Consider the following 15,476-nt stretch of genomic DNA (forward strand, 5'->3'; position numbering starts at 1 on the left):
ACGGAATTTCGTGACCCAGAACTGGAGTGGCGTGCTGATACGCCACCTGCTGCTAGTCGTCGCCGGCGGCGCGCTGCTCGGCCTGATCACCGGCCAGTACGGCTGGGCCATCGCCGTGGCGCTGGCCGCCTACCTCGGCTGGTCGACCTGGCAACTGCTGCGCCTGCACAAGTGGCTGAAGAACCACCAGCCCGAGGAGGCCCCGCCCGATGGCTACGGCCTGTGGGGCGAGGTGTTCGACAGCATCTACCACCTGCAGCGTCGCAACCAGAAGGCCCGCGGCCGCCTGCAGGCCGTGATCGACCGCATGCAGGAGTCCACCGCGGCCCTGCGCGACGGCATGATCCTGCTCGACCGCGACGGCAACCTGGAATGGTGGAACCAGTCCGCCGAGCGCCTGCTGGGCCTGAAGAGCCCGCAGGACGGTGGTCAGCCGGTGACCAACCTGGTGCGCCATCCGCGCTTCAAGGAATACTTCGAAGGCGAGGATTACCGCGAACCGCTGGAGCTCTCCTCGCCGATCAGCGACAACCTGCGCCTGCAGTTCCACATCACCCTCTACGGCGCCGGCGAGCACCTGATGCTGGTGCGCGACGTGACCCGCGTCCACCAGCTGGAACAGATGCGCAAGGACTTCGTAGCCAACGTCTCCCACGAGCTGCGCACGCCGCTGACGGTGATCGCCGGCTACCTGGAGACGCTGCTGGATAACGTCGAGGACGTGAACCCGCGCTGGACCCGCGCGCTGCAGCAGATGCAGCAGCAGGCCGGGCGCATGCAGAGCCTGCTCAACGACCTGCTCCTGCTGGCCAAGCTGGAAGCCACCGACTACCCGGCGGACAACAAGCCGGTGGCGCTGGACCTGATGCTGCTGTCGATCCGCAACGACGCCCAGGCGCTCTCCGGCGCGCGCAACCACCGCATCAGCCTGGAAGCGGATGCCAAGGTGAAGCTCAAGGGCAGCGAGGCGGAGCTGCGCAGCGCATTTTCCAACCTGGTGTTCAACGCCGTGAAATACACCCCCGACGAAGGCGAGATCCGCATTCGCTGGTGGGCCGACGAACAGGGCGCGCACCTGGCCGTGCAGGACAGCGGCATCGGCATCGATCCCAAGCACCTGCCGCGCCTGACCGAGCGCTTCTACCGCGTCGACTCCAGCCGCAATGCCAGCACCGGCGGCACCGGCCTCGGCCTGGCCATCGTCAAGCACGTGCTGCTGCGCCACCGCGGCACCCTGGACATCAGCAGCGTGCCGGGCAAGGGCAGCAGCTTCACCTGCCACTTCCCGCCGCAGCAGGTCGAGGTCCGCGCATAACCGTGCGCGACTTCGGCACTGCTACAGACGGGCTTGCCAGCCAGGCCCTGCGAACCGCATTCTTGTCCGTCCATTCTTGAACCAACAGACCCATGGACCCTTCTTCTAGTAGCAACTTCCTCACCTATTTCGCCGATTTCGGCCTGATCCTCTTCGCCCTGTTCCTCGTCGTGCTCAACGGCTTCTTCGTTGCCGCCGAGTTCGCCATGGTCAAGCTGCGCTCTACCCGCGTGGAGACCATCGCCAACCAGTACGGCTGGCGCGGCACCATCCTGCGCAAGGTGCACAACCAGCTCGACGCCTACCTTTCCGCCTGCCAGCTGGGCATCACTCTGGCCTCCCTGGGCCTGGGCTGGGTCGGCGAGCCGGCCTTCGCCGAACTGCTGGAGCCCTTGCTGGCCGCGGTCGGCGTGCACTCCGAGGAAGTCATCCGCGGCGTGTCGTTCTTCAGCGCGTTCTTCATCATTTCCTACCTGCACATCGTGGTCGGCGAGCTGGCGCCCAAGTCCTGGGCTATCCGCAAACCCGAGTTGCTGTCGCTGTGGACGGCGGTGCCGCTGTACCTGTTCTACTGGGCCATGTACCCGGCGATCTGGCTGCTCAACGCCAGCGCCAACGCCATCCTCAAGATCGCCGGCCAGGGCGAGCCGGGGCCGCACCACGAGCACCATTACAGCCGCGACGAGCTCAAGCTGATCCTGCACTCCAGCCGCGCCCACGACCCCAGCGACCAGGGCATGCGCGTGCTGGCCTCGGCGGTGGAACTGGGCGAGCTGGAAGTGGTGGACTGGGCCAACTCCCGCGAGGACCTGGTCTACCTGGAGCGCAGCGCCCCGCTGGACGACATCCTCGCCACCATCCGCCGCCACAAGTACAGCCGCTACCCGGTGTACGACAGCGAGAAGGGCGAGTTCATCGGCCTGCTGCACATCAAGGACCTGCTGCTGGCCCTGGCCACGCTGGACAGCCTGCCGGAGTCCTTCGACCTCGACGAGCTGACCCACCCGCTGGAGAAAGTCACCAAGCACCTGCCGCTGGCCCGTCTGCTGGAGCAGTTCCGCCAGGGCGGCTCGCACTTCGCGCTGGTGGAGGAAGCCGACCACAAGGTCGTTGGCTACCTGACCATGGAAGACGTGCTGGAAGTGCTGGTCGGCGATATCCAGGACGAACACCGCAAGGCCGAACGCGGCATCGTCGCCTACCAGCCCGGCAAGCTGCTGGTGCGCGGCGACACCCCGCTGTTCAAGCTGGAGCGCCTGCTGGGCCTGGACCTGGACCACGTCGAGGCGGACACCCTGGCCGGCCTGGTCTACGACACCCTCAAGCGCGTGCCCGAGGAAGAGGAAGTGCTGGATACCGAAGGCCTGCGCATCATCGTGAAGAAGATGAAAGGCCCGAAGATCGTCCTCGCCAAGGTGGTGAAGCTGGACTGAGTCCCGCTGTCATGAAAAAGCCGCCCTTCGGGGCGGCTTTTTTGTGCCTACAGGACGGGCTTTTCGTAGGAGCGAGCTTGCTCGCGAACAGTGCCCGTCAGCAACGCCGGCGCTGGGCGGGTTCGCGAGCAATAACGATGGTGTCCCCCTCGCTCCTACAACAAACTGCTGCTCAGTTGCCTTTCACCACCGCAAAGTTCGGCAAGGTGTCCACCGGCTGCGAGAAGTCATAGGGAATCGAGACCAGGTCCAGGCCGACGTTGCGTTGCACCACGAAGTGCAGGTGCGGGCCGCTACTGTTGCCGGTGTTACCAGACTTCGCCAGCGGCGAGCCAGTGGCGACGCGCTGGCCTTCATGGACCAGCACCGAGCCGCGCATCAGGTGCAGGTAGACGCCCATGGTGCCGTCGTCGTGGAGCACACGGACGAAGTTGCCGGACGGGTTCTTGCCGCGACCGTCCTGGCCGTTCTCGATCTTCACCACGGTACCGCCGCGCGCCGCAATGATCGGCGTGCCCACCGGCATGGCGATATCCATGGCGTAGCGGCCCTTGCGCGTGAAGTGGCTGTAGCGGCCGTTGGCCCCCTGGGTCAGGCGGAACGGTCCGCCGGTCCAGGGCAGCGCGTACTGGTACGACAACGGCGTCGGTCGCGGGTCGCCCAGGGCGTAGCGCAGCTTGGGCTTGTAGCGCAGCGGCTTGGCGGGGTCCAGCGGAGTCAGGGTAGCCAGGCGGATCGAGCTGCGCGGCGGCAACACCCAGCGGATCGGCCGCTCCGGCGCACCCACGGCGTTCTGTGCGCCGGTCACGCTCAGCTCGACTTCCACCGGCGCATACAGGTCGTTGCGCACCTGCAGCGTCTCGCCGCCGGCATGCTTTTTCGTCTCCAGCTTCACCTGCTGCTCCAGGTGCTCGACCATGCGATCGCGGAAAACGAAGACAGCCGCACCCGCCACGGCTTTATCCGTGTAGGTGACCACGCCGTTGGCGTCGGTGTACTTGTAGATGGTCACGGCCGAAGCCGTCCCGGAAGCGGCCAGAAGACCGCACAGGAGGATACTGCGCCCTAGCATGTCGACTCTGGTTATAGGTATGACAACGCAGGCAAGACTAGCAGCGTCTCCCGTGGGTAGCGATCTGCCGCCAGTCGGCATGTGAAGCAGTTCTGCCCCGCCGGTCGGCTGCCGGACAGCCGGTTCAGGCGCCGGGAACGTAGTGCTTCTGGGTGCTGCCGCGAGCGATCAGGCGCGACAGGTAATCCAGCTTCTGCGGGTCGCGGTCGACGAAGCGGAAGGTCAGCTGCAGCCACTCGCTGTCCGGCTTCGGCTCCAGCGCCGCCACCGCGTGCAGGTAGCCGTTGAGGCGGGCGACATCGCTGTCTTCTTCCAGATCCAGCACGGCGCTTTCCAGCACCTGCGGCAGCGGCGTACCGCGTTTGACCACCAGCAGCGCTTCCTTGAGGCTCAGCGCCTTGATCACGCAGGGCAGATTGGCGGCTGGCAGGCGCAGCTGGCCTTGCTGGCCCTTGGCGCCGCTGCGAGCAGCCGGCGCGGCGGCGGCAGCAGGCTGTGCGGCCGTCGGTTGGGCCGGACGCGCTGCGGCGGGCGCCGCCGGGCGCACGACATCGGCCTTGCCGCCAGTGAGAGCGGCGAGCGAGTCATTGGGCATCGAACCCACCAGGCTGCGCTGCGGCGCCTGGGCGGCGAGGGCTTCCAGCTTGCCGGCGCGCGACAGCGCCTTCTTCACCTTGCTCACCAGCTGGTCATTGGAGAACGGCTTGCCGATGAAGTCGGAGACGCCAGCCTGGATGGCCTGCACCACGTTGTCCTTGTCGCCACGGCTGGTGACCATGATGAAGGGCGTGGTCTTCAGGCTGTCCTGCTCGCGGCACCAGGTCAGCAGCTCGATGCCCGACAGCTCGGGCATTTCCCAGTCGCAGAGAATCAGGTCGACGGCCTGGCGCGCGAGGAACTGCTGCGCCTTGCGGCCGTTCACCGCCTCCTCGATCTGCAGACCGGGGAAATGGTCCCGCAGCCCCTTCTTCACCAGGTCGCGGATGAACGGAGCGTCATCCACCACCAGCACACTGACCTTGCCCATCGGCATCTCCCGCAAACGATAGGGCGAAGGATAGCCTTGCCGACTGGCATGTTGCCACGTCGGCGTGACCGACGAGTCTCCGGCGGCAGGGCCTATGGCTGCGCGGAGCTGGAGCCGGGCAACAGCTTGAGGCCGACCAGGCACAGCAGTACCGCCCCGGCAAGGTACCAGGCAGGGGCATTGGGGCTGCCGGTCAGGCCGATCAGGCCGGTGGCGAAGAACTGCGCGAAACCGCCGAACAGCGCCACACCGATGCAGTAGCTGACAGACAGGCCGGTGGCGCGGATGGCCGGCGGGAACAGCTCCGGCAGGGTCGCCAGCACACCGACCATGCTGAAGGTCAGCGGCACACTCAACAGCCCCACGGTCACAAGCAGCAGCCACAGGCTCGGGTTCTGGTTGAGCAGTGCGAAGGCCGGGTAGATCGCCACCAGCAGGATCGGCAGCGGCCAGAAGATCGACAGCCGACGGCCGATGCGATCACTCAGGCGCCCGGCCCAGGGCGCCAGCAGTAGCGCCGGGAAGCTGCTCATCAGGGCCGCCCAGGTGGCACTGCTCAGCGGCATGCCGAGCACGCCGATGGCGTGGTTGGCCAGGTAGAACTGGGTGATGTACACCGGCACCGAGACGCCGATGACCAGCAGCACGCCAGTGACCAGCTGCCGCGGGTATTTGGCCAGCAGCCCTAGCCCCTGCTCGCTCGGGGCCGCACCCGGCTGAGTGGCGGATGAGGCAGGCAGGGTCTCCTCCAGGCGATAGCGCAGGTACTCGCTGATGGGAATGGCGAGGATGCCGACACCGAACACCGCCCGCCAGCCCCAGCTGTCCATCGCCGCCGGGCTCAGCGCGTTGCTCAGCATCAGCACCACCAGAGCGCCGAGGAACACGCCCAGGCTCTGGCTGAACACCTGCCAGCTGCAATAGAAGGCCCGCGAGCCGTCGCTGGCGTTCTCCATCAGGATGGTGGTGGCGGTGCCGACCTGGCCGCCCACGGCAAAGCCCTGCAGCAGCCGCGCGGCTATCACCATCAGCGGGCCGATCAGGCCGCCCTGGGCGTAGGTGGGCGCCACGGTGAACATCAACGCGCCGATGGCCATCATCCACAGCGTCAGGCGGATAGCCGAGCGCCGTCCCACCCGGTCGGCGTAAAGGCCGATCAGCAAGCCACCGAGCGGACGCATGATGAAGCCGGTGCCGAACACGGCGAAGGACAGCATCAGCGAGGTCAGGCCGTCGCCAAAGGGGAAGAACAGCCGCGCCATCAGCGTGGCAAGCAGGCTGTAGACGAGGAAGTCGTAGAACTCCAGGGCGTTGCCCAGGCATACCGCGGCGATCACCCGGTTGCGGGCGCGCGCCGGTCTTATCCCCTGGCCAGGCAGGGCATTCACTTTCGCAGTCATGCCGGTGCTCCTTGCTCTGCTCAGGCCAGGAAACGCTGGGCGAGACGGACCCAGAAGGTCGCTCCCTGCGCCAGGATCTGGTCGTTGAAGTCGTAGCCGGGGTTGTGCACCGAGCAGCCGCCCTCACCCTCGCCATTGCCGATCAGCACATAGCAACCGAGGGCGCGTTCGAGCCAGAAGGCGAAGTCCTCGCTGGCCAGGATCGGCTGCGGATCTGGCAGCAACCCCTCCTCGCCCAGCCAGTCGAGCACCAGTTCGCGGGCAAGCTGGGCGCAGGCGGGATCGTTCACCAGCACCGGATAGCCTTCGTCCACCAGAACCTCGGCCCGCGCGCCGAAGCTACTGGCCTGCTGCTCGGCCAGCTCCTGCACGCGCCGGCGCAGCAGCCGCCGCACCTCTGGGTTCAGTGCACGCAGGCTCAGGCGCAGCTCGGCCTCGTCGGCAATGACATTGCTGGCCTCACCAGCCTGGAAGGCGCCAACCGTGACCACCGCTGCCTGCGATGGCGCGACATTGCGCGACACCAGGCTCTGCAGGGCCATGACCAGCGATGCGCCCGCCACGATCGGGTCGACGGTCAGCTCCGGCATCGCACCGTGCCCACCCCGGCCGTGCAGGCGGATGGTGACGGTGTCGGAGGACGCCATGCAGGGACCGGGCAGCACCATGAAGCGCCCGGCAGCCAGACCGGGAAGGTTGTGCATGGCGAACAGCGCGTCGCAGGGGAAGCGTTGCAGCATGCCTTCATCGAGCATGCGCTTGGCGCCCGAGCCGCCATGGCCTTCCTCGGCGGGCTGGAAGAACAGGTGCAGGGTGCCGCGCCAGGAGCGCTCGCGGGCCAGCTCACAGGCCGCCGCCAGCAACATGGCGGTGTGTCCGTCATGACCGCAGGCGTGCATCTTTCCCGCGCTCTGGCTGGACCAGGGCTGGCCGCTGTTTTCCTGGATAGGCAGCGCGTCCAGCTCGGCGCGCAGGCCCAGCACTGGGCCGGAGCCATTGCGCAGCGTGCCGATGACGGCAGTGCCGGCCATTTCCTGGATTTCGTAGCCCCAGGCCTGCAGTTGCTCGATGACTCGCCGGCGGGTGGCGAATTCTTCGAAGCCCAGTTCGGGTTCGGCATGGATGGCGCGACGCAGCTCGATCATCGCCGGCGCAATGGCGGCGATGCCCGGCGCAATACGGGTGGAGTTCATCGACTGGCTCCTGTTTTTCTTGTCGGATAGGACTGGATCGATGCCCGTGACCGGCCGGTACCAAGGCGTGGCTTACCCTAGCGCTGCCCCCGGGTACGCATAAGCCAATAAAAAGTTGTCGTGACCATCGCCGGTGGTCGCACGGGAGACACCCCATGAAACTGCATCAGTTGCAGGCCCTGATCGCCGTCGCCGATGGTGGCGGGATTCGCGCTGCCGCACGCATCCTCGGGCTCAGCCAGGCAGCAGTGACCCGCGCGCTGCGCGAGCTGGAAGAGGAGCAGCGGCTGCCGCTGCTGATCCGCCATGCGGGCGGAGCGAGGCTCACCGACTGCGGCCAGGTCCTGCTGCCGCGTGCCCGGCAGATCGCCGCACAACTGGACAGTGCCGAGCAGGAACTGGCGGCGCTGCGCGGCGAAGGCGCGCAGACACTGTGCATCGGCATAACTCCGTGGCTCGGGCAGACCTTGCTGGGCCGGGTGCTGCAGGAGTTTCGCGAGGAGCTTCCGACGGTGCAGCTGGAAATCTACGAAGGCCTGCAGGCAGTAATCCTGCCCTTGCTACGCAGCGGTCGCATGCAATTCGCGCTGGGTCCGGCGAGCATCCTGCCGGGGGCGGAGTTCACCCATCAGACGCTGGCGGATTACCGCATGCGGGTGGTCGCGCGCCACGCTCATCCGTTTGCCCAGGCCCGCTCACTGGCGCAGTTGCGCGAACAGGAATGGGCGATGAACTTCGTACCGGAGCGGTACGACGAGGCGGTGGGGGAGCTGTTCGGTGGCAAGGGATTGCAGGTGAGTCGCGAGCGCATCGTCTGCGCGCATTCGGCGGGGATGCTCAGCAGCCTGATCGTCGATGCCGGCCTGCTGGGCTACGCGCCCGAGCCGATGATGCTCTGCGAGCCGCTACGCAGCGGCGCCTGCGCGGTGCCGCTGGAGGACCGTTTGCCGACCGGGGACATCAGTATCATCCGCCTGCGGGACCAGGGACTGGACGCCACGTCGCGGCAGTTCATCAGTTGCCTGCAGCGCGTGCTGAAGGACAACCGACGCAGGCGCGACACCGTGGGGCAGCGCCTGGCCCAGATGGTGACACTGAGATTCTGAGCGGGCGGCTGCAAGACGTCGCTGCAGCCGCCCGGCGAATCAGGCCTCGGGCTTGCTCTGGGACTTGCCCTGCACTTCTTCCTTCATGCGGGTCAGGCCGAGGTGGCGCACGTCGGTGCCGCGAACCAGGTAGATCACCAGTTCGGCGATGTTGCGCGCGTGATCGCCGATGCGCTCCAGCGAACGCAGGGCCCAGATGACGTTGAGCACGCGGGAGATGGCCCGCGGGTCTTCCATCATGTAGGTGACCAGTTCGCGCAGGGCGGTCTTGTACTCACGGTCGACGGTCTTGTCGTACTGCGCGACCGACAGCGCCAGGTCTGCGTCGAAGCGGGCGAAGGCGTCCAGCGCCTCCTGCACCATCTTGCGCACCTGGTTGCCGATGTGGCGCACCTCGACGTAGCCGCGCGGCGACTCGCCTTCCTCGCACAGCTGGATGGCGCGGCGGGCGATCTTCGAGGCTTCGTCGCCGATGCGCTCAAGGTCGATCACCGACTTGGAGATGCTGATGATCAGGCGCAGGTCGGAGGCGGCCGGCTGGCGGCGGGCGAGGATGCGCAGGCACTCCTCGTCGATGTTGCGCTCCATCTGGTTGATCTGGTCATCGATCTCGCGCACCTGCTGGGCCAGGCCCGAGTCGGCGTCGATCAGCGCGTTGACCGCGTCGTTGACCTGCTTCTCCACCAGGCCACCCATGGCCAGCAGATGGCTGCGCACTTCCTCAAGCTCGGCGTTGAACTGCTGCGAGATGTGATGGGTGAGGCTTTCTTTGTTGATCATGTTCGCTCCGCGAAAGCCGCTGGCGCCGGGCCGCAGGCTTGTTGTGTTCTCCGGGGTGTTCTACCGCGCACGCAATACCGCGAGACTAGCCGTAGCGACCGGTGATGTAGTCTTCGGTCTGCTTCTTGGCCGGGTTGGTGAACAGGGTATCGGTATCGCCGAACTCGATCAGCTTGCCCATGTACATGAACGCCGTGTAGTCGGAGACGCGCGCGGCCTGCTGCATGTTGTGGGTCACGATGACGATGGTGAACTTGGACTTCAGCTCGTAGATCAGCTCTTCGATCTTCAGGGTGGAGATCGGGTCCAGCGCCGAGCACGGTTCGTCGAGCAGCAGGACTTCCGGCTCCACGGCGATGGTGCGGGCGATGACCAGACGCTGCTGCTGGCCACCGGAGAGGCCGAGGGCGGATTCGTGCAGGCGGTCCTTCACTTCGTCCCATAGGGCCGCGCCCTTAAGTGCCCACTCGACGGCTTCGTCGAGCACGCGCTTCTTGTTGATGCCCTGGATGCGCAGGCCGTACACCACGTTCTCGTAAATGCTCTTGGGGAACGGGTTGGGCTTCTGGAACACCATGCCAACGCGGCGACGCAGCTCGGCGACGTCGACGTTCTTGGCGAAGATGTTGTGGCCGTCGAGGAGAATCTCGCCCTTCACGTTGCAACCGTCGACCAGGTCGTTCATGCGGTTGAAGCAACGCAGCAGGGTCGACTTGCCGCAGCCGGACGGGCCGATGAAGGCGGTCACGCGCTGCTTGGGAATGTTCATGCTGACGTCGAACAGCGCCTGCTTCTCGCCATAGAACAGGCTCAAGCCGGGTACTTCGAGGGCGACGGTCTCGCTTTCCAGGTTCATGCCATGGCGGTCGCCGCGGCCGAGCGCGCCGATGTCGATGCCGTGGGATGCAGTTTCTTGGGGCATGTTCAGTCTCCTTGGGAGGCTTGGCGGCAGGCACGGCCCGCCGCCTGCAGAATCAATTTTCCAGCGCCTTGTACTTTTCGCGCAGGCGGTTACGAATGGCGATGGCCGAGAAGTTCAGCAGGGCGATCACCATCACCAGCAGCAGCGCGGTGGCGTACACCAGCGGGCGCGCGGCCTCGACGTTCGGGCTCTGGAAGCCGACGTCATAGATGTGGAAGCCCAGGTGCATGATCTTCTGGTCCAGGTGCACGTACGGGTAGTTGCCGTCCACCGGCAGCGCCGGAGCCAGCTTGACCACACCCACCAGCATCAGCGGCGCCACTTCACCGGCGGCGCGGGCCACGGCGAGGATCAGGCCGGTCATCATCGCCGGGCTGGCCATCGGCAGCACCACTTTCCAGAGGGTCTCGGCCTTGGTTGCACCCAGGGCCAGGGAGCCTTCGCGGGTGGCCCGCGGGATACGCGCCAGGCCTTCCTCGGTGGCCACGATCACCACCGGCACCGCGAGGATGGCCAGGGTCAGCGAGGCCCAGAACAGCCCCGGCGTGCCGAAGGTCGGCGCCGGTAATGCTTCGGGGAAGAACATTCGGTCGAGCGAGCCGCCCAGCACGTAGACGAAGAAGCCCAGGCCGAACACGCCGTAGACGATCGCCGGAACGCCGGCGAGGTTGTTCACCGCGATGCGGATGACGCGGGTCAGCAGGCCCTGGCGAGCGTACTCGCGCAGGTAGACCGCCGCGATCACACCGAACGGAGTGACGATCACGGCCATCACCAGGGTCATCATCACGGTGCCGAAGATGGCCGGGAAGATGCCGCCCTCGGTGTTGGCTTCACGCGGGTCGTCGCTGAGGAATTCCCACAGTTTCTTGAAGTAGAAGCTCAGCTTGGCGCCGACGCCCATCTGGTTCGGCTGGTAGGCGTGCACCAGTTTTCCGACGCTGATCTCGGTCTGCTGGCCGGTGGCATCGCGCATGACGATGCTGTCGCGGTTGAACTCCGAGTGCAGGGCGTTGAGCTGCTCTTCCAGTACCTTGTACTGGGCGTTCAGCTCGGCGCGGCCGGCGGCGATGTCGGCCTCGGCCGTGGCATCCAGCTTGTTGTTCAGCTGCAGGCCACGCTCTTTCAGGCGCAGGCGCTCCAGGCCATGGTTGATGCCCCCGATGTCGCCCTTCTCCAGCTGGTACAGCTTGGCGTAGAGCTCATCGACGCGCTTCAGACGGGTCTGCAGCTCGGCCATGGCGGCGGGACCTTCGGCGACTACCTTGCCGCTTTCCTTGACGCTCAGCAGGTAGCCATAGAAGTTGCCCCACTCGCGGCGCTCCAGGGTCACCAGGTCGGCCGGGTGTCGACGATCAGTCAGCCACTCGCCGATCACCCAGGAGAAGTCGCTGCCGTAGAGGTCGCGGTTGCCCAGCTTGAGGAGTTCGCGGGTCATGAACTCCGGGCCGTTGTCCGGTACCGGCAGACCGGCGCTGCGCAGGCGTTCGCGCGGCACCTGCTCGATCTGCACTTCTTCGCCGATCAGCGTCTTGGGTGCCTCATTGGGGACGCTGTAGGTCGCCTCGATCACATCCGCCGGCCAGAAGTGGCCGAGACCGCGGACGGCGATCACCGAGAGCAGGCCGATGGTCATGATCACCGCGATGGACACGGCCCCTGCGTTCATCCACACCCAGGGAGAACCGCTGGCAAACCACGCTTTGACGGATTCCTGTTTCTGTTTCACGGAACGTAGCCTCGTCGAGCGTCGCTTAGAGCGACGCGTATTTCTTGCGCAGGCGCTGACGGATCAGCTCTGCCAGGGTGTTCATCACGAAGGTGAAGGACAGCAGTACCAGTGCCGAAAGGAACAGCACGCGGTAGTGAGTCCCGCCCACCTCCGACTCGGGCATTTCCACCGCGACGTTCGCCGCGAGGGTGCGCATGCCCTGGAAGATGTTCACGTCCATGACCGGGGTGTTGCCGGTGGCCATCAGCACGATCATGGTCTCGCCCACGGCGCGGCCCATGCCGATCATCAGCGCCGAGAAGATGCCCGGGCTGGCGGTCAGGATCACCACGCGGGTCAGCGTCTGCCAGGGCGTGGCGCCCAGGGCCAGGGAGCCGTAGGTCAGGCTGCGCGGCACACTGAAGATGGCGTCTTCGGCGATGGAGAAGATGTTCGGGATCACCGCGAAGCCCATGGCCAGGCCGACTACCAGGGCGTTGCGCTGGTCGTAGGTGATGCCCAGGTCGTGGCTGATCCACAGGCGCATGTCGCCGCCGAAGAACATGGTCTCCAGGTGCGGGCTCATCCACAGGGCGAAGGCGCCGGTGGCGAGGACCACGGGGATCAGGATCGCCGCTTCCCAGCCAGCCGGCAGGCTCAGGCGGATGCGCTCGGGCAGGCGGCTCCAGATCAGGCCGGCGAGCAGGATGCCCAGCGGCGTGAGCAGCAGCAGGCTGAAGATGCCCGGCAGGTGACCTTCGACGTACGGCGCGAGGAACAGGCCGGCGAAGAAGCCGAGGATCACGGTCGGCAGCGCCTCCATCAGCTCGATCACCGGCTTCACCTTGCGGCGCATGCCCGGAGCCATGAAGTAGGCGGTGTAGACGGCGGCTGCGATAGCCAGCGGCGCGGCGAGGATCATCGCGTAGAAGGCGGCCTTCAGGGTACCGAAGGTCAGCGGCGACAGGCTCAGCTTGGGTTCGAAGTCGGTGGTCGCGGCGGTGGACTGCCAGACGTAGGACGGCTTGTCGTAGCTCTCGTACCAGACCTTGCCCCACAGCGCGCTGAAGGACACTTCCGGGTGCGGGTTGCTCAGGCTGAAGCGACGCAGCTCACCGCCCTGCTCAAGGATCAGGCGGTTGGCGCGCGGCGACAGGGCCATCGGGCCGGCGGACGGAGCGACGTTCTCCACCAGCAGCGTGCGGTGCGCGGTGCTGTGGAAGATGCCCAGGTTGCCCTGCTTGTCGATGGCCAGGAAGCCCTTGCGGCGCTGCTCCGGTGCGATGCTGGAGATCGGCTGGTCGCCCAGTTTGAAGTCACGCACGTGGGACAGGCGCGGCTCGCCATCCTCGCCACGGGCCATGAACCACTGGCCGATGCCGCCTTTGGAATCGCCGATCATCAGCGAGATGCCACCCAGCAGCTGGCTGCTGGCGGTCACTTCGGCGGAGGCGTCATCCAGCAGCTTGTAGCGGCCATTGAGCTGGTGGGTATTCAGGTCGAAGACATCCGCCTGGGCGCGGCCATTGAGCACATAGAGCCACTGCTTGCGCGGGTCCATGTAGATGGCCTTCACCGGGTCGGCGATCTGCGGCAGGTTGATGCGGTCTTCCTGCAGGGTGCTCTCGCCGGTCAGCATGTTTTCCTGCTGGGTCAGGCTGAGCAGCAGCATTTGGCTGCCGGTGGAGCCGGCGAGCAGCAGACTGTCATCACCCGAGGCGATCGCCACGTGCTCCAGCGGACGGCCCTGGGGATCCAGGCTCATCGGCGCTTCGCCGTAGGGATAGTCGATGTGCGGGGTGATGGTCTTCTTGTTGTCCGGGTAGGTGACCTTGTAGTTGTGCTTGAACACCAGCACCTGGCCGTTGGACAGGCCCAGCGCCACGGTCGGGTGGCCCGGCTGGTCTTCGGCGATGGAGGTCACGCTGGTGCCGGCGGGCAGCTTCAGCGCCACGCGGTCCATCTCGTCGCCTTTCTTGGCGTCGAAGAATACGACTTCGCCATTGGCGGCGACGCGCATGCCGACCATGTTCTGCTCTTCGATGCTCAGCAGCAGCGGCGCTTGCGCCGTCTTCAGCCAGGCCGGAGTCAGGGGATCACGCGCGTCCAGTTCGGCGCCGCGGAACAGCGGCAGCACGACGTAAGCGAGGTAGAAGAAGATCAGGGTGATGGCGGCCAGCACGGCGAGACCGCCGACCAGGACGTACCAGCGGGTCAGTCGATCCTTGAGCGCCCGGATACGGCGCTTGCGCTGCAGGGCAGGCGTATTGAAATCGATCCGCTCGGGAGGAGAAGAAGTCATCGGGGAGTTGGCCATGTCGTTCATGGAGTGACACCCTAGCGGCCCTATATGACAGAAAGATGACATGAAGGTGACGCGACAAAGCCCGCCAGCAGAGCCATGCTGGCGGGCTCGGTCGAGTATGCGTCAGCCCATGCCGGGCGGGGATCTCCGCCCGATTGGAGGACTGATTACAGACCCAGATCCTTGATCGCTTTTTCGGCGACTTTGGACGGCAGGGGGATGTAGCCGTCTTTCACGACAACCTGCTGGCCGGTCTTGGAGAGCACCATCTTCAGGAACTGTGCTTCCAGCGGGTTCAGCGGCTTGTTCGGCGCCTTGTTGACGTAGACGTAGAGGAAGCGCGACAGCGGGTAGGTGCCGTTCAGGGCATTCGCCTCGTTGTCTTCGATGAACTCGCCGCCTTCTTTCTTGGCCAGGGCAACGGTCTTCACGCTAGCGGTCTTGTAACCGATACCGGAGTAGCCAACGCCGTTCAGGGACTGGCTGACCGACTGCACAACGGAAGCCGAACCCGGCTGCTCGTTCACGTTCGGCTTGTAGTCGCCTTTGCACAGGGCTTCTTCCTTGAAGTAGCCGTAGGTGCCGGATACGGAGTTACGACCGAACAGTTGGACAGGCTTGTTGGCCCAGTCGCCGGTCAGGCCCAGGTCACCCCAGGTCTTCACTTCCGACTTGCCGCCGCACAGGCGGGTGGAGGAGAAGATGGCGTCGACCTGCTGCATGGTCAGACCCTTGATGGGGTTGTCCTTGTGCACGAAGATCGCCAGGGCGTCCACGGCAACCGGAACAGCGGTCGGCTTGTAGCCGTACTTCTGTTCGAAGGCCTGCAGCTCGACGTCCTTCATCTTGCGGCTCATCGGGCCCAGGACGGCACGCTGCCTGATGGCGGGCGTGGCCTTTGTACCCTGAGTAGTTGTATCTGGCCTCACGATTCCACCAGAAAGGAAAGCTGTCGTGGGCAACGGCAGCTTCCGGTCAGAAACGGAAGCGTGGATGAAAGAGGCTCAGTTCTCTCGACAGTGCCGCATTATTCTTTTCAGCTCGCTTAGTGCATCGCTGAAGTCGCTCAAAGCGAAACTCAGCCAGGGGCCAAGCAGGCCCGGCACGGCCCGCAGTACTTGCCCCACAGGAACACCGGCAAAACCCTGCAGCAGGGAACTCGCCAGCAGCGCGCTGATGCCCGCCACGAACAGGGCCAGCGCCAGCAGATAG

13 protein-coding genes are annotated in these 15,476 nt (G+C 65.8%); 3 read left to right on the forward strand and 10 right to left on the reverse strand.

What is annotated here, in order from left to right:
• Nucleotides 1-10 precede the first annotated feature (10 nt).
• Nucleotides 11-1,315 (forward strand): phosphate regulon sensor histidine kinase PhoR, encoded by a 1,305-nt coding sequence (gene phoR, locus QO207_RS08790; RefSeq protein WP_301532061.1) that lies wholly within the window; start codon nucleotides 11-13, stop codon nucleotides 1,313-1,315.
• 92 nt (nucleotides 1,316-1,407) lie between these two features.
• Nucleotides 1,408-2,748, forward strand: coding sequence for a hemolysin family protein (locus QO207_RS08795; RefSeq protein ID WP_301532062.1), 1,341 nt, complete (start codon nucleotides 1,408-1,410; stop codon nucleotides 2,746-2,748).
• Nucleotides 2,749-2,920: 172 nt separating this feature from the next.
• On the opposite strand, the gene QO207_RS08800 is transcribed toward QO207_RS08795, so the two are convergent.
• The 4 genes from QO207_RS08800 to QO207_RS08815 form a co-directional block, all read right to left on the reverse strand.
• Complete coding sequence (locus tag QO207_RS08800; protein WP_301532063.1) at nucleotides 2,921-3,820, reverse strand: M23 family metallopeptidase; 900 nt, start codon at nucleotides 3,818-3,820, stop codon at nucleotides 2,921-2,923.
• Between the two features lie 124 nt (nucleotides 3,821-3,944).
• The gene (locus QO207_RS08805; protein ID WP_301532064.1) at nucleotides 3,945-4,847 is read right to left on the reverse strand and encodes a response regulator; all 903 of its coding nucleotides are present in this window, start codon (nucleotides 4,845-4,847) and stop codon (nucleotides 3,945-3,947) included.
• 92 nt (nucleotides 4,848-4,939) lie between these two features.
• The gene (locus tag QO207_RS08810) at nucleotides 4,940-6,247 is read right to left on the reverse strand and encodes an MFS transporter (RefSeq protein WP_301532065.1); all 1,308 of its coding nucleotides are present in this window, start codon (nucleotides 6,245-6,247) and stop codon (nucleotides 4,940-4,942) included.
• 20 nt (nucleotides 6,248-6,267) lie between these two features.
• On the reverse strand, nucleotides 6,268-7,440 hold the full coding sequence (locus QO207_RS08815) for a M20 aminoacylase family protein (protein ID WP_301532066.1): 1,173 nt from the start codon (nucleotides 7,438-7,440) through the stop codon (nucleotides 6,268-6,270).
• A gap of 155 nt (nucleotides 7,441-7,595) precedes the next feature.
• On the opposite strand from QO207_RS08815, the gene QO207_RS08820 reads away from it, so the two are divergent.
• Nucleotides 7,596-8,546 carry a LysR family transcriptional regulator gene (locus QO207_RS08820; protein WP_301532067.1) on the forward strand — a complete coding sequence of 317 codons (951 nt, stop codon included), beginning with the start codon at nucleotides 7,596-7,598 and terminating at the stop codon, nucleotides 8,544-8,546.
• Between the two features lie 39 nt (nucleotides 8,547-8,585).
• Here the strand turns inward: QO207_RS08820 and phoU are convergent, their stop codons facing one another.
• The 6 genes from phoU to QO207_RS08850 form a co-directional block, all read right to left on the reverse strand.
• Entirely contained in the window at nucleotides 8,586-9,326 is a 741-nt protein-coding gene (gene phoU, locus QO207_RS08825) for a phosphate signaling complex protein PhoU (protein ID WP_301532068.1), read from the reverse strand.
• Nucleotides 9,327-9,411: 85 nt separating this feature from the next.
• Nucleotides 9,412-10,248: a phosphate ABC transporter ATP-binding protein PstB gene (gene pstB, locus QO207_RS08830; RefSeq protein WP_301532069.1), complete on the reverse strand. Its 837-nt coding sequence runs from the start codon at nucleotides 10,246-10,248 to the stop codon at nucleotides 9,412-9,414.
• 52 nt (nucleotides 10,249-10,300) lie between these two features.
• A complete protein-coding gene (gene pstA, locus QO207_RS08835; RefSeq protein ID WP_301532070.1) occupies nucleotides 10,301-11,977 on the reverse strand; it encodes a phosphate ABC transporter permease PstA in 1,677 nt (558 codons plus the stop codon).
• Nucleotides 11,978-12,002: 25 nt separating this feature from the next.
• Nucleotides 12,003-14,036: an ABC transporter permease subunit gene (locus tag QO207_RS08840; protein WP_301532087.1), complete on the reverse strand. Its 2,034-nt coding sequence runs from the start codon at nucleotides 14,034-14,036 to the stop codon at nucleotides 12,003-12,005.
• A gap of 395 nt (nucleotides 14,037-14,431) precedes the next feature.
• Nucleotides 14,432-15,193 (reverse strand): phosphate ABC transporter substrate-binding protein PstS family protein, encoded by a 762-nt coding sequence (locus QO207_RS08845; protein ID WP_301532071.1) that lies wholly within the window; start codon nucleotides 15,191-15,193, stop codon nucleotides 14,432-14,434.
• A gap of 75 nt (nucleotides 15,194-15,268) precedes the next feature.
• Nucleotides 15,269-15,476: hypothetical protein (locus QO207_RS08850; protein WP_301532072.1), on the reverse strand; the 208-nt coding region annotated here is incomplete at its 5' end.

The sequence above is a fragment of the Pseudomonas sp. CAN1 genome (assembly GCF_030462585.1).
Lineage (GTDB): Bacteria > Pseudomonadota > Gammaproteobacteria > Pseudomonadales > Pseudomonadaceae > Pseudomonas.

Coding starts and splice junctions, on each gene's coding strand:
- QO207_RS08795 (WP_301532062.1), top strand. CDS start 1,408: ATGGACCCTTCTTCTAGTAGCAACTTCCTCACCTATTTCGCCGATTTC.
- phoU (WP_301532068.1), bottom strand. CDS start 9,326: ATGATCAACAAAGAAAGCCTCACCCATCACATCTCGCAGCAGTTCAAC.
- QO207_RS08815 (WP_301532066.1), bottom strand. CDS start 7,440: ATGAACTCCACCCGTATTGCGCCGGGCATCGCCGCCATTGCGCCGGCG.
- QO207_RS08805 (WP_301532064.1), bottom strand. CDS start 4,847: ATGGGCAAGGTCAGTGTGCTGGTGGTGGATGACGCTCCGTTCATCCGC.
- QO207_RS08810 (WP_301532065.1), bottom strand. CDS start 6,247: ATGACTGCGAAAGTGAATGCCCTGCCTGGCCAGGGGATAAGACCGGCG.
- pstB (WP_301532069.1), bottom strand. CDS start 10,248: ATGCCCCAAGAAACTGCATCCCACGGCATCGACATCGGCGCGCTCGGC.
- QO207_RS08820 (WP_301532067.1), top strand. CDS start 7,596: ATGAAACTGCATCAGTTGCAGGCCCTGATCGCCGTCGCCGATGGTGGC.
- QO207_RS08800 (WP_301532063.1), bottom strand. CDS start 3,820: ATGCTAGGGCGCAGTATCCTCCTGTGCGGTCTTCTGGCCGCTTCCGGG.